Genomic DNA, 13,419 nt, shown 5'->3' on the forward strand with positions numbered 1-13,419 from the left:
ACCATCATGAAAGCTGCACGTTTTCACGGCAGGAAAGATATCCGGATCGAGGATGTGCCGGAGCCGGAGCTCCGCGCCGGGACCGTCAAGATCGACGTCGCCTGGTGCGGCATCTGCGGAACCGACCTGCACGAGTACCTCGAAGGCCCCATCTTCGTCCCCGCACCGGGGCACGCCCACCCGCTCTCGGGGGAGGAGGCTCCGGTGACGTTGGGGCACGAGTTCTCCGGGACTGTGTCTGAAGTCGGCGAAGGGGTGACGGGCCTCGCGAAGGGGGACAACGTCGTCGTCGAACCTTATTTTGTCTGCGACGAATGCGATTCCTGCCAGGCGGGCAATTACCACCTGTGCCGCAAGATGGGGTTCATCGGGCTCTCCGGCGGCGGGGGAGGCCTGAGCGAGAAGATCGTGGTGGACGCCCGGTGGGTGCATCCCATCGGGGATATCCCGCTGGATGAGGCGGCCCTGATCGAGCCGCTGTCCGTGGCGCACCATGCGGTGGCGCGCAGCGGTGTGAAGGCGGGCGATGTGGCGCTGGTGGGCGGGTCGGGTCCGATCGGGCTGCTCACCGCCGCGGTCCTCAAAGGCATGGGGGTGACCACGATCGTCAGCGAGTTGACGCTGGCCCGCAAGGAGAAGGCGGTTTCCAGCGGCGTGGCGGACCATGTGCTGGACCCCAGCAAGGAGGACGTGCCGGCGCGGGTGCTGGAACTTACCGGCGGTACCGGGGCGGACGTCGCTTTCGAATGCGCAGGCGTGAACGCGGTGCTGGACACCATGCTCGACGCCGTCCGGCCAGCGGGCGTGGTGGTCAACGTGTCCATCTGGGGTGCGCCGGCCACGGTGGACATGCAGAAGCTGGTGCTGAAGGAGATCGACCTGCGCGGGACCATCGCCTACGTCCGGGACCACGCCGCCGTGATCAAGCTGGTGCAGGAGGGCAAGGTGGACCTCAAGCCGTTCATCACCGGCCGGATTGCGCTGGAGGATCTCGTGGAGCAGGGCTTCGACACCCTGATCAACCACAAGGAGACGGCGGTGAAGGTGCTGGTGCATCCGTAGGGTGCTTGAGGTAACCCGGAGGAACTGCACCGCCATAGTTCCGGAGCGCGGCACAGCGAAGCCCCCAGCCGATCAGCCGGGGGCTTCGCGAACTTCCTATGAGTGTTACTTGGCTGCGACGAATACCTTGTCACCTCCGGGAAGGTGTTCCCCGGGATTTAATGGTCATCAGAGTAACCACAAAGTCTGCTGATGGGCACATTACTAGCCCTTATGGAATCCGGGACCGCCCCGCTGTCGTTAGGCCCGTTCTCTGCGCTGTCTACCCTGAATGGGGTTACCCCATGAAGGTCTCGTGCGGATAGCGTTTCAGCGGACCGGGCCGGTACGCGCGGCGAGGACGGTCGCTGTGTACGCCAAGCAACTACGCGGTGCGATGCCCTCCGTTACATGTAACAATTGATTATGAGTGTTAGGGATCGAGTTGCGCGGCACAGGATTGCCATGCGTGAGCGCGGCCTTCGGCAGATTCAGATGTGGGTGCCGGACACCCGTACAGACGAGTTCAAGCGTGAGGCGCGGCGGCAGTCGCTGGCTGTTGCCGCCGCAGACAGGGCCGGGGACGACCAGGATTTCATCGAAGAGATTTCGGAAGACTGGCCGGAGTGAATCGAGGCGAGTTGTGGACAGTCTCAGGCGGAACATATGCGCAAAAGCCCAGACCAGCGCTGATAATTCAGGATGACCTGTTTGAGGCGTCGGAGTCGGTCACTCTTCTGCCGCTGACGACCCAATTGACAGACGCGCCACTGCTGAGGCTGACTGTTGAGCCGGACCAGGTCACTGGTTTGGAGCGCGAAAGCCAGATCATGGTGGACAAGCTGACCACCGTTCGGCGCGCCAATCTTGGGCAGCGATTAGGGCAAATAGACGCCAAGACGATGACTGCGGTCGAACAGTCCCTTGCCGTCTTTCTGGGCCTAGGGCGCTGAGCTGGGCCTAAGCAACGGCAATAACGGCGGGGCGGTCAGCGAAGCGGCTGCCGCTCGCCGACACTAACGGGACCGTCGGGCGCAACGTAGTCCCGCCGTCGTCGTTCTATCCGTTCCTGTTGGCCCGGGGAAGGAATCCTGGCGCCCTTTGACCGGTTGCACCTGGCGCAGGCGGCGACGAAGTTCTGCAGGCTGCTGGATCCGCCCTTGGACCAGGGGTAGAAATGGTCGCCGTGCTCGGCGGGACGGGAGCAACGGCGCCGGAATCCTGCCTCCATTTCACACAGATTGGCAGCTCGTGTCATGCCTTCGCGGCGCTGCTGGCGCGTGAAACGTCTTACCGGGTCCCGGCGTCGGACGTCTTGGCTGTGGACGACGGCAGCAACGATGACCAGGCCCACCAGAAATGCGCCGGGCAGGGCGACCGCGGCCAGAACGCTGTCCACCATCCCGCGCAGGACTTCGGTTGCGGCGGAGATACCAGCCCCTGACGCTGACACCACTTTCGACTTTGGCAGGAGCGCCAGGATCACCGAGATGCTCAACCACACCAGCACGGCTGAGTATGCCAACCGCAGCGCCTGCCGGCTCCAATAAATGCGTTTCAGTTCCACCATGACGCTTCCCCCATCCTTCTTCAGCTTCAAGGAGCGTACCGCTCAAACAACGGCGAAACCCCCAGCCGAGCGGACTTGGATGGGGGTTTCGAGGGTTTCGACGGGTCTTGCTTTGCGACCAGCCAAGGAACTCGTGACGTAGTTCAGGACCCGGAACTCCGCGGTCACCGCCTCGCGGGTGATGGTGCGGTCCTCGGCGAGGTGCTCTTAGGCAAGATGTTCGTGCCAGACCATAATGTTCGACAATCAGTCCGCTGAGGTCTAATATCTGGAGCCTCGCCGTTATCATTTGTATGGCACACGGTAGTGCAGCTTCTATTAATGCTCGGTAATCACTTATGGCTGCTCCCGCGGTAAGAGGCATCCTTCGTACGAAAGAACAGTGCAGATGTCCACACCGCCGTATTTCCTTAAAGCCGCGACATCCGTATTCCTTGCCTCAATGGTTCTATCTCTGGCCCCTGCTGTTGCTCATGCTGATTTTGCAACTGATCCGCCAACTGCCACTGTTCCTTCTCCTTCGCCCTATGCTCCACCCGCAGGAGAGCAAAGGTACATCGTGAAATATGGCAATGATGTGAATGCAGAAGCGGAGTCCATGTCCCTGCGGCAACAGGGGATTGAAGTTAAGGCGACTCTTTCCCATGCAATGAAAGCTTCGGTAGTTGTAGCGACACCGAAGGAAATGGAGTCCCTGAAAAGATCAGAAGACGTGGCCTCAGTTGAACTTGACACTCCCGTTTCAATCTCTGGTGCCACGTCTATTTGGGGGCTTGACCGGGTAGATCAGCGATCAGGGCGAGATGGGCAGTACAGCATCGGCAATGAAGGTGCTGGCGTGAACATCTACGTTGTTGACACTGGGCTGCATGTTTCCCATACAGAATTTTTCGGGAGGATTCCTGCAACCTGGTGGGGAGTTCATGATGGCAATGGAATCAATGACTGTAATGGTCATGGGACGCACGTCGCTGGAACCGCCGCCGGAACAACATACGGCGTTGCCAAGAAAGCCAGCATCATCCCCATCCGGGCGCTTGAGTGTGATGGAAGCGGCTGGGCGTCAACAATCATGGCAGGGATTGACTGGTCAGTTCAGCACCACGTTGCCGGTCAGCCAGCAGTACTGAACCTCAGCATTGGCGGTTTCACTAATTCTTCATTTGACGAAGCCGTTCAAAGTGCTGTTAACGACGGGATGACGGTAGTCGCATCAGCAGGCAACGCCGGCGCTGATGCCTGTGCTGCTTCTCCTGCTCGAGTTCGGTCTGCCATCACCGTTGCAGCTACGGATATTAACGACGCTCAGGCGTCATGGTCCAACTACGGCTCTTGCGTTGATATTCAAGCGCCGGGAATATCCATCAGGTCTGCTTGGAACAACGCTGCTACCGGCTACAACACTCTGGACGGTACCTCAATGGCCGCTCCACACGTTTCCGGTGCGGCTGCAATCCTGCTTTCCCGTGACCCTTTGTTATCCCCGGCACAGGTTCACCAGTCGATGACCAACAACGCGGTGACGGGTGTCATCAGTGCCAATAAGGGCGCAACCCCTAACAGGTTGCTATTTATCCCCGCGCCTAATCCACCTGCTCCCTCCTGCTCCAATCTCCAGCCTGGTGATGCATGGGCGGGGGTAGGCACGCATTGCGGGTTGCAGGGATCAGCAGCTTCTACCCCGTCTACCGCTGAAGCTCCCCCCGTAACCGCTGATGAAGCTCCCGCTCCCCTTGCTACGACCAATGCCGCCCCGGCACCTGCTGCAACTGCCCCAGCTCCAGGGCCCGCACAACCCGCTCCCGCGCAACCGGCTCCCGAACCTGCTGATGCTCCCTCGCGGCAGGCTGCAGCCGCATCGCCCCTAAATATCCCTGCCGCTGCGAATGCGGCGCAGGCAGTGGCAATTGCTGAACCTGGAGTGATCTCACCTGAGCCGGTGGTGGACGAAGCCACTCCACGACCAGAAACCACATCTTCGGAAACACCGGCAACAGTGGCAGCGAACTCCAACCCTGCCCCATTACCCAATGGCGGTGCCACCATTGCCCCTGCAGCGGATACATTCGACGACGCTGCGGCGGATACCGTGACCGCCGCAGCGAACAACTCATTCTGGGTAATCACGATCGGACTGGTCCTTGGTGGCATGGCTGCTGCATATGCAATCAGGAGGCTGAATCACCGACGGCGGCTGACAGTATGACCTCACCTTCTGTTTGATTTGTAACGGTCAGACACGGAACGGCTGAGGTCTCGTTTCTGCAGGAAGTTATGCCCCGCTTCACTTTCTGTGTGCTTCCGAAGCTCCCGGCGAACCGGAAGTAACCCCGCCGCCGTCGCACGCAGGGTGATCTGCAGGTGCGCAGGGGCGGGCAGGCTGGCCGCCTCTGCATCCGCACCATCGAACCGCGCGATTCGAGGATCAGAAGCGCGACGCCGTCCCGGAGTCGGAGGGATTGGTTCCGAGCGGGACTCCGTTCATGTCGGTTGCGATGCCGGGTTGGCCGTTCGCGGTCCCCTGGTACGTGGGGGTGCCGGCGATGACGCCCGTGGCCCGGGTGCCGCTCTTGAGGGCTCCGAGGGTGATCGTGAGGGTCTTGCCGTCCGCGCTCAGCGAGACGGAGGACCGTTGGACGGTGCTGCTGCCCTTGAAGGTGAGGTTTCCGCCGGTGCTGGTGGTGTAGCGGGCGCCGAGGTTGACGGTGCCGAAGTTGTTGGTCGTGCAACCCGTCGAGAGGGTCAGGGTGTCGTTGGGTGCGGAGGTGTTGCGGCTGATGAGTACGCTGACGCTGCTGCTTATATGGGTCCACGGCCCTGTGGGGCTGGTCCAGGTGCTGCAGAACGAGCTCGGGCTCATCGGCTCGTTGAACACGACCACGACCTTGTCGTTGGTGTCCGCTTTGCCGGCGATTCCGCCGTTCTGTAGCGTGACGGACACGACCCTCGGGCCGATGCGGCTCGTCGCCGTCATCACCGTGCTGATGTTGCCGTAGGAGTCCGTGGCCTGGGCCGAGAACGTGACCAGGCCCGAGTTGAGTTGGCTCAAGTTCATCGTCGCGGACCAGTTTCCAGCGCCGTTCGCCGTTGCCGTGGCCGACAGGCTGTAATTCCCCGAATCGGTGGCCGTGAGCGCCACGGCTGCCCCCGGATCGGAGGTCCCCGCGAATGGCACGGCGGTCACCGTGTCGCCCGTGATCTGGGACGGCATGCTCGTGAACTGCGGTGCCGTTGCGGTGGTCTTCTTCATTCCGGTCTGCGCTGCGGACGCGCCGGTGTTGCCGGCCGTGTCGGTCGCGGTTGCGGTGTATGTGAGCTGGCCGTCGTTGAGGCTCGTCAGGTTCAGTGGCGTTATGGACCAGTTCCCGGTTCCGTCCGCGGTGGCGGTTGCGGTGAGGGTGTGAACGGTGTCGGCGTCAGTGATGTTGAGCGTGACGGTGGCGTCTGCCTCGGCGCTGCCGCTGATGGTCACGGTCGTGGCGGTCGCGGCGGTGACGGTGGCCGGGGCCGTCAGTGTCGGCGCGGCGGGGGGTGCGGTGTCCTTGGGGGCCGTTGCTGTCGTCGCGGGGCCGGTGTTACCGGCCGTGTCGGTCGCGGTGGCGGTGTATGTGAGCTGGCCGTCGCTCAGGCTCGTCAGGTTCAGTGGCGTTATGGACCAATACCCGGTTCCGTCCGCGGTCGCGGTCGCTGTGACGGTGTGAACGGCATTGGCGTCCGTGACGTTGAGTGTGACGGTCGTGCCGGCCTCGGCGCTGCCGCTGACCGTCACGGACGTGACGGTCGCGGCGGTGACTGTGGCGGGGGCCGTCAGCGTGGGCGCGGCGGGGGGCRCGGTGTCCTTGGGGACCGTTGCCGTCGTCGCTGGGCTGACGTTGCCCGCCGTATCGGTTGCGGTTGCGGTTGCGGCCAGGGTCACGGTGCCGTCGTTGAGGCTCGAGAGGTTGAGTGTCGGAAGGGACCAGGCTCCCGTCGAGCTGGCCGTGGCCGTTCCGCTCACGGCATTGCCCGCGCTGTCGGACGCTGTGACACTCACGGTGCCCGCGTCCCCGGCGATGCCGGAGACGGGCACGGCATCGACGTTGGCCACGTTGACGACGGAGGGTGCGTCCAGGGTTGAGTGTCGGAAGGGACCAGGCTCCGGTCGAGCTGGCCGTGGCCGTTCCGCTCACGGCATTGCCCGCGCCGTCGGACGCTGTGACACTCACGGTGCCCGCGTCCCCGGCGATGCCGGAGACGGGCACGGCATCGACGTTGGCCACGTTGACGACGGAGGGTGCGTCCAGCGTGGGCGCGGCGGGGGGCACRGTGTCCTTGGGGACCGTTGCCGTCGTCGCYGGGCTGACGTTGCCCGCCRTATCGGTGGCGGTGGCGGTCAGGGTCACGGTGCCGTCGTTGAGGCTCGTCAGGTTGAGTGTCGGAAGGGACCAGGCTCCGGTCGAGCTGGCCGTGGCCGTTCCGCTCACGGCATTGCCCGCGCCGTCGGACGCTGTGACACTCACGGTGGCAGGGTCACGGTGCCGTCGTTGAGGCTCGTCAGGTTGAGTGTCGGAAGGGACCAGGCTCCGGTCGAGCTGGCCGTGGCCGTTCCGCTCACGGCATTGCCCGCGCCGTCGGACGCTGTGACACTCACGGTGTCCGCGGGCCTGGCCCTGGCGGTGCCGGAGACGGGCACGGCATCGACGTTGGCAATGTTGACGACGGAGGGTGCGTCCAACGTGGGCGCAACGGGGGGCGGTGCCGGGCTGACCGTGATGGTCGAGGTGGTTGAACTTGAGCCGGTGTCGTTGGTGGCGGTCAGGGTGGCGGTGTAGGTTCCGGCGGCGGTGTAGGTGTGGGCGGGGTTCTGCGCGGTGGACGTGTCGCCGTCGCCGAAGGCCCAGGACCACGACGTCGGCGAGTCGGTGGAGGTATGCGGCCCAGGACCACGACGTCGGCGAGTCGGTGGAGGTATCGGTGAAGGCCACGTCCAGGGGCGCGGTGCCGGAAGTGGGGGTGGCCGTGAAGGAGGCAACGGGGGGCGGTGCCGGGCTGACCGTGATGGTCGAGCTGGTTGAACTTGAGCCGGTGTCGTTGGTGGCGGTCAGGGTSGCGGTGTAGGTTCCGGCGGCGGTGTAGGTGTGGGCGGGGTTCTGCGCGGTGGACGTGTCGCCGTCGCCGAAGGCCCAGGACCACGACGTCGGCGAGTCGGCGGTGTAGGTTCCGGCGGCGGTGTAGGTGTGGGCGGGGTTCTGCGCGGTGGACGTGTCGCCGTCGCCGAAGGCCCAGGACCACGACGTCGGCGAGTCGGTGGAGGTATCGGTGAAGGCCACGTCCAGGGGCGCGGTGCCGGAAGTGGGGGTGGCCGTGAAGGAGGCAACGGGCGCCCGGTCGTAAAAGTGCCAGTACCGGTCGGTGGCGTTCACATCGGCGAGCACCAGCAGACCGCTGTTGGCCGTGCCCCGCGCCGCGCTGTTGAGGTTCTGCTTCGTTGACGTCACGTTGTGGACATACTGGTCGGCGTCCACGATGCGAGCCGTCTTCGCGGTGGTGAAGCTGATGTTGTCCAGCGGCGAGGACTTCTCGTAGATCGCGCCCCCGGAGTTACTGCAGACACCGGCGTTCGTCGTGCCATTCGGCTTCGGATAGGAAGCGAAGGTACGCAGCCTCTGCGTGCTCTCATCAATCAAGACGATCACCCGGTTCGGGCACTCCGACACAGTCGCGATCGGGTGCGCCGACCAGGTCGTGGCATTCAATGCCAACAGCTGGATCAGCGGCTGAGGCGCGGACGTGAACGACGTCTTGACGGCGGCGAAAACCCGGTCACCCGAGGAGTCCAGCCACTTCAAGTTCATATGGTCATCGCTGCTGCCCTGCCCCGACACCGCCGCCACAGGTTCGCTCCAGTCGGTGTTCGACGCTCCATCGACGTGGTAGCTCCAGTACATGCCGTCCGTGGCGTCACCGACCTCCCGGCTCCACATCAGACCCATCTTGCCGGGTCCGAATGCGATCACAGCCGACGTGTCGTCCACAGACACATTGCTCAACGACGCAGGATGCGGGAACGGCGTGCCCCATGTTGTGCCGTCCGTGCCAGTGACGTTCAGATAAATCTTGTTCCCCTGCTGCCACGTGGCCCACACCCGACCCGTCGAGTCCTTATCGATGGTCAGGGTCTCAATCTTGTAGTTGTTGATGTTCGTAGACGACAGCAGCGAGTACGTCTTAGTACTCAAGTTGTAGCTGTAACGCCGCATCGTCGTCGGGTAGTTCGGCTCAGCCGGCAGGGTGTCGGCGACGAACCGATAGCTCGCCACATACAACGTCGTCCCGTCCCACAACACGTCATGATGGGTGCTCGCCCGCTTTTCCGTCGCCACGCCCGTATCGACCCACGAACTCGTCGCGGCATTGAACCGGAAGATATGAAAATCCGAGCTGGCAGTGTCCCACAGGTTCCCCCACCAGAGCCCGTCGTTGAACCACAACGAACTCGTCGCCCGCTTCGTACCCGTCGGCGTTCCCGTCCCCGAATGCGACGGACCCTCAACCCCAACATCACCCTCACCAGCCGACGCCGCAACCGGCACCACCAGAACACCACCCAGCGCAAGCAGCAGCGCTGTCAGCAGTGCAGGGAGCCGCAGATTCCGCGACCCGCGTAGGCGAAGACCAAGCGAGCGACCACCTCCCTGCTTTACGCCATGCCAGGAAGTCCTGCGACCCCTACCACGCCCGCCCATGTGGGCAAATGCATCGTCCAGCAGCGTTACTCCGCGGAGTTGAACGACGATCCACAGGGCGAATGCCGTGATGAACGCGGGCAGGGTCTTTCTCATGGTCTCTTCCAATCAAGAGCCGATGGGGACGCCGGTAGTTTGTTGTGTGGCAACGGTGAGACCAAGCCGCGCCGGTGCAGTGCTTTCCCGGCGGATAATGGATTCTTCGGTTGCCGCCGCTGTCACCGGCGACGGGCATCAGGCCCGAGGCGAAGGTTTCTTCACGACTCTTCTCCCTTCGATTTTTGTCAGGCGTCGCGGCAGGCGTCTGGTCAGTGTATGCCCGGGTCAGGAGGCCAACCAGCGTGGTGAGGGGCTGCCGTGTACTCGTATTTCTCGCATGCGCTACCCGTCTTTCAGCCCGGACTACCCGGCTTTTACTGCGGTGCGGAACGCGTACCTGCGTCTGTGTCCGACCCCGACGTTGGAACGAAGTTCCAGTCGAAAGACCCGTCGTCTCGGAGTGTCATCCGAAGGAACCCGTGGGTGTCGCTGAACCGCTTCACAATGTACGGCGGACGGCTAGTGAAAGGACGGAGACCGATACCTCCCGTGGAAACCTGGAACGCTGACATCCCGTCATCGACGCACTGGTCAGCGTTGTTCACCGGACATGACCGTTCGTAGTTGTGTTGTGACCCTGACAGGGTCAGACGGACCCGGTGCTTCCACATCACGTCAATCCATGGCTTGTGGTCAGCGGCCCGCTCATGTTCGTTCGTGTTCGACGTGAAGTACGGTTCGTGATGAACGACCGCCAGGTGCTTACCCGCCGCCTTAGCAGCAGCGAGGTCATTGTCCAGCCACGTGGTCAACGCCCGAGCCTGCGTGGGGTTGTACCGCCAGAGCGCGGACGACAGGAACGCGAAGTGCCAGTTCCCGAAGTCCTTCGAGTACGGTTCCCCGTTCCCGATGAACCCACGCTCCTGGTTGACCGCAGCCTTATCCCGAGACCCCGGGCATTGGCCATTCATGAAGTTGTCGAGGTCTTCGTTGTGGCCGGGTTCCCAGTCGTGGCTGGGGGCGGACACCCAGTACAACTTGGGCATCGTGCCACCCCACAACGGCGTCCAGTAGTTCACGTAGTCATCGCAGTACGCCGTGTCGTACTGGAAGTCCCCGAGCCCTAGGAACGCGTCAATGTCGTTGTTCTGCACAAGCCGCGTGATCGCCGCACCGTTCCGACCGGACGGGCTATCAGGCGCATAGTTCTTGACGCCGTTCATGTCACCGACAGCAGCGATCCGAACACCAGGCGGCTCCGGAGCGCTGGTGCAACCCGCGACAGAGGCCGCCAGAAGGGCTGCCGCGGTTGCGGCCACGCTCCGGAAGGATATGAAACGAGTCGGCGCTGACTTCATCGATAACCTTCAGATGTGTCGGTACCCGAGGTACTCGGTGACCACCCCATGGTCGAAAGCGAACATGCCCGGCGACTTGCCTGACCGCTGCCACCTCGTGTGGAAATCGGTTACGAAGGCCCCGATCCTGCCGCGTACCTCGTCCTGAGTCATGCGGCACATCCTACCGCCCCACGGTGACCCCTCTTCCTAAGCCGGACGAGCGTGCTGTGGGGGTTCAGGTTCACGACGGACTGCACTACCTTTCTCCTATGGCCATGGGCAAGCAAAGGTGCTCTGACCCCCTACAGGAATTTCTACTCAGAAGGAGTGGGATAGGTCATGAATCAACGATCCAAAATATTCTTTGCTCTCGTCGTCCTGTTGCTTGTTGTTGGCGGGGCGGCACTTTTTGTCTTCGACAACACAAAAAGGAGCAGGGCCGCGGAGTACGATCCGCAGATCAACCCGGCCGATTTCACCACCAAAATTACTAATCAATATTTCGCCCTCCCCGTCGGCAAAAAAATGACTTACGAAACGACCGAGCAAGGACGCGTCACCGAGAGGATTGAAATCGAAATCCTGCAGGAGACCAAGACCATAGAGGGCGTTGAGACGGCCATCTACCTGGACAAGGAATACAAGAACGGGCAGCTCGTAGAGGAAACCAGGGATTACCTGGCACAACACAAGAACGGTGACGTGTGGTACTTCGGCGAGGACGTGAACAACTATTGGTACGGGATGTTGCTGGACCACTCCGGCAGCTTTCTGCACGGAAAAGATGGCGCCAAAGCCGGCATCTGGATGAAGGCCGAGCAGCGGACCGGCGATTCCTATAGGCAGGAATTCTACGTTGGCCATGCAGAAGACATGCGGGACACCGTGGCTACCGGCGAGACCGTGGCCACGAAATCCCGCACCTACACCGGCTGCGTCAAGGTTTATGACTGGACGCCGCTTGAAAAGAATTCCCGGGAGCACAAGTATCACTGCCCCGAGGTCGGTGGGCTGGTCCTGACCGAGGACCTGCAAACCGGAAAACGGTCAGAACTCGTGAATGTTGTCCAGCCCTAGCCTTCCAACAGCGGGCCCTACGCCCGCGCCACCAGCCCCGGGACTCCGTCTTGGATCGCGAAGGATGCCTTCGTGCTGACGGGGGATCCCGGCGTCGTGACGTAGTCCAACACGCGGAAGTCAGCAGTCATCGCATCTTTCGTGATGTGGGTGTTCACGTAGCCGCGGTTGTCGTTGTAGAACTTCAGGTGCGGGTTCCAGGCCATGACGGGATCCACCGTTGAGCCGGTGCCGTTGCCGGTGGAGCTGATGGACGTGCACACCAGTTCGGAGCCGACCACGGGGGAGGCCGGGTCCCTGTAGTCGACCTTGAGGTCGTTGGCCCAGTTGCGGTGCACGTCGCCGGTGAGGACCACGGCGTTGCGGACGTTCGCGTCCACCCAGCCCTCGGTGATGCGGCGGCGGGAGGCGGCGTAGCCGTCCCACCCGTCCATGGAGACGTCGTCGATCTCGGGCGCCTGGTTCCGGTCCTTTTCGGCGAAGAATACCTGCTGGCCCAGGATGTCCCAGCGCTGGGTGGAGTTCTTGAAGCCGTCCAGCAGCCACTTCTCCTGCTCGGCGCCGGTGATGGTGCGGTCCTCGGCCAGGCGTTCGGTGACGTTCTTCTTCCACCCGTCGCCGGCGAGCTGGTCGTCGCGGTACTGCCGGGTGTCCATCATGTGGAAGTTGGCCAGCTGGCCCCACTGGATGGTGCGGTAGATCTTCATGTCGAACCCGGCCGGCACGGACGAGGCCCGCAGCGGCATGTTCTCGTAGTACGCCTGGAACGCGGCGGTGCGGCGCTGCCGGAAACGCTCGGTGGTGTCGTTCAGCTGGCTGGCGTCCGTGTTCTCCGGGATCTCGTCCGCCCAGTTGTTGTCCACCTCGTGGTCATCCCACACCACCAGCCACGGCGCGACCGCATGCGCGGCCTGCAGATCGGCGTCGGACTTGTACTGCGCGTGCCGCTGCCGGTACCCGGCCAGGCTGGAAGTCTCGGGGCCCTGGTGGTCGCGCGGGTTGCCGCCGCCGATCACGTAGCTGTCCTTCTTGTACTCGTAGATGTAGTCACCCAGATGCAGCACCAGATCCGGGTGGTCCTGGGCCAGCCGCGAGTAGGCGGTGAAGTAGCCGTGCTCGTACTGCGAGCAGCTGGCGAACGCCATGGCCAGCGCCGCCGGCGTCTCGTGCGGCGCCGGGCTGGTGAGGGTGCGGCCCACCACGCTGACGTGCCGGCCGGTGCGGAACCGGTAGAAGTATTCGCGACCCGGGCGGAGGCCCTTGAGTTCGACGTGCACCGAGTGCGCGGTTTCGATCCGGGCCTGCTCGACGCCGCGGGCTACTACGGTGCGCATGCCGGCGTCTTCAGCCACTTCCCATGCCACCGCGACGTTGCGGGAGGGCATGCCGCCCAGGCCGTCCTCAGCGATCGGGTCCAGCGCCAGCCGGGTCCAGATCACAAAGCCGTCCGGCCACGGCTCGCCGGAGGCGATGCCCAGCAGGAACGGATCGGTGCGGAGACCGGCGTCGTCCGCTGTGGAAACGGCGACGGCGGCACCCGGCCAGGCGGCCACGAGCCCGGCCCCGAGGCCGGCGGAAAGGAGGGATCTGCGTGAAATGTTGTCCATGGCTTCGACCGTATTGAGGC

General features: G+C 63.3%; 11 protein-coding genes and 2 pseudogenes. 5 read left to right on the plus strand and 8 right to left on the minus strand.

Features of this window, described 5'->3' with window-relative positions; genetic code table 11:
• The first annotated feature begins 6 nt into the window (after positions 1-6).
• The 3 genes from ASG77_RS15485 to ASG77_RS15495 all read left to right on the plus strand — a co-directional run bounded on the left by ASG77_RS15485 (position 7) and on the right by ASG77_RS15495 (position 1,994).
• Complete coding sequence (locus tag ASG77_RS15485; protein ID WP_056347055.1) at positions 7-1,062, plus strand: 2,3-butanediol dehydrogenase; 1,056 nt, start codon at positions 7-9, stop codon at positions 1,060-1,062.
• A gap of 405 nt (positions 1,063-1,467) precedes the next feature.
• Entirely contained in the window at positions 1,468-1,671 is a 204-nt protein-coding gene (locus ASG77_RS15490) for an antitoxin MazE family protein (RefSeq protein WP_056347058.1), read from the plus strand.
• Positions 1,668-1,994, plus strand: a complete 327-nt coding sequence (locus ASG77_RS15495; RefSeq protein WP_056347060.1) for a type II toxin-antitoxin system PemK/MazF family toxin — start codon at positions 1,668-1,670, stop codon at positions 1,992-1,994. The genes ASG77_RS15490 and ASG77_RS15495 overlap by 4 nt, the downstream gene beginning before the upstream one ends.
• Before the next feature lie 35 nt (positions 1,995-2,029).
• On the opposite strand, the gene ASG77_RS15500 is transcribed toward ASG77_RS15495, so the two are convergent.
• Positions 2,030-2,611, minus strand: coding sequence for an HNH endonuclease (locus ASG77_RS15500; RefSeq protein WP_056347063.1), 582 nt, complete (start codon positions 2,609-2,611; stop codon positions 2,030-2,032).
• A 388-nt stretch (positions 2,612-2,999) separates the two neighbouring features.
• On the opposite strand from ASG77_RS15500, the gene ASG77_RS21445 reads away from it, so the two are divergent.
• Positions 3,000-4,817 (plus strand): S8 family peptidase, encoded by a 1,818-nt coding sequence (locus ASG77_RS21445; protein WP_082576081.1) that lies wholly within the window; start codon positions 3,000-3,002, stop codon positions 4,815-4,817.
• A 219-nt stretch (positions 4,818-5,036) separates the two neighbouring features.
• Here ASG77_RS21445 and ASG77_RS15510 read toward each other — a convergent pair whose 3' ends face one another.
• The 6 genes and pseudogenes from ASG77_RS15510 to ASG77_RS22015 all read right to left on the minus strand — a co-directional run bounded on the left by ASG77_RS15510 (position 5,037) and on the right by ASG77_RS22015 (position 10,886).
• Positions 5,037-6,698 carry an Ig-like domain-containing protein gene (locus ASG77_RS15510; RefSeq protein ID WP_056347068.1) on the minus strand — a complete coding sequence of 554 codons (1,662 nt, stop codon included), beginning with the start codon at positions 6,696-6,698 and terminating at the stop codon, positions 5,037-5,039.
• Between the two features lie 232 nt (positions 6,699-6,930).
• A pseudogene (locus ASG77_RS23075) lies at positions 6,931-7,170 on the minus strand (Ig-like domain-containing protein); the annotation flags it as partial.
• Complete coding sequence (locus tag ASG77_RS23080; RefSeq protein WP_200950786.1) at positions 7,107-7,622, minus strand: PKD domain-containing protein; 516 nt, start codon at positions 7,620-7,622, stop codon at positions 7,107-7,109. The gene ASG77_RS23080 and the pseudogene ASG77_RS23075, both read right to left, overlap by 64 nt.
• A 31-nt stretch (positions 7,623-7,653) precedes the next feature.
• A pseudogene (locus ASG77_RS23085) lies at positions 7,654-9,432 on the minus strand (PKD domain-containing protein); the annotation flags it as partial.
• Between the two features lie 317 nt (positions 9,433-9,749).
• Positions 9,750-10,694 (minus strand): hypothetical protein, encoded by a 945-nt coding sequence (locus ASG77_RS15525; protein WP_235564569.1) that lies wholly within the window; start codon positions 10,692-10,694, stop codon positions 9,750-9,752.
• Between the two features lie 48 nt (positions 10,695-10,742).
• A complete protein-coding gene (locus ASG77_RS22015) occupies positions 10,743-10,886 on the minus strand; it encodes a hypothetical protein (RefSeq protein WP_156380345.1) in 144 nt (47 codons plus the stop codon).
• Between the two features lie 168 nt (positions 10,887-11,054).
• On the opposite strand from ASG77_RS22015, the gene ASG77_RS15530 reads away from it, so the two are divergent.
• Entirely contained in the window at positions 11,055-11,792 is a 738-nt protein-coding gene (locus tag ASG77_RS15530) for a hypothetical protein (protein ID WP_056347078.1), read from the plus strand.
• Positions 11,793-11,809: 17 nt separating this feature from the next.
• Here ASG77_RS15530 and ASG77_RS15535 read toward each other — a convergent pair whose 3' ends face one another.
• A complete protein-coding gene (locus ASG77_RS15535; RefSeq protein WP_056347079.1) occupies positions 11,810-13,399 on the minus strand; it encodes an alkaline phosphatase D family protein in 1,590 nt (529 codons plus the stop codon).
• Between the last annotated feature and the right edge of the window lie 20 nt (positions 13,400-13,419).

Origin of the sequence: Arthrobacter sp. Soil762, assembly GCF_001428335.1 — a bacterium.
Taxonomy (GTDB): domain Bacteria; phylum Actinomycetota; class Actinomycetes; order Actinomycetales; family Micrococcaceae; genus Arthrobacter.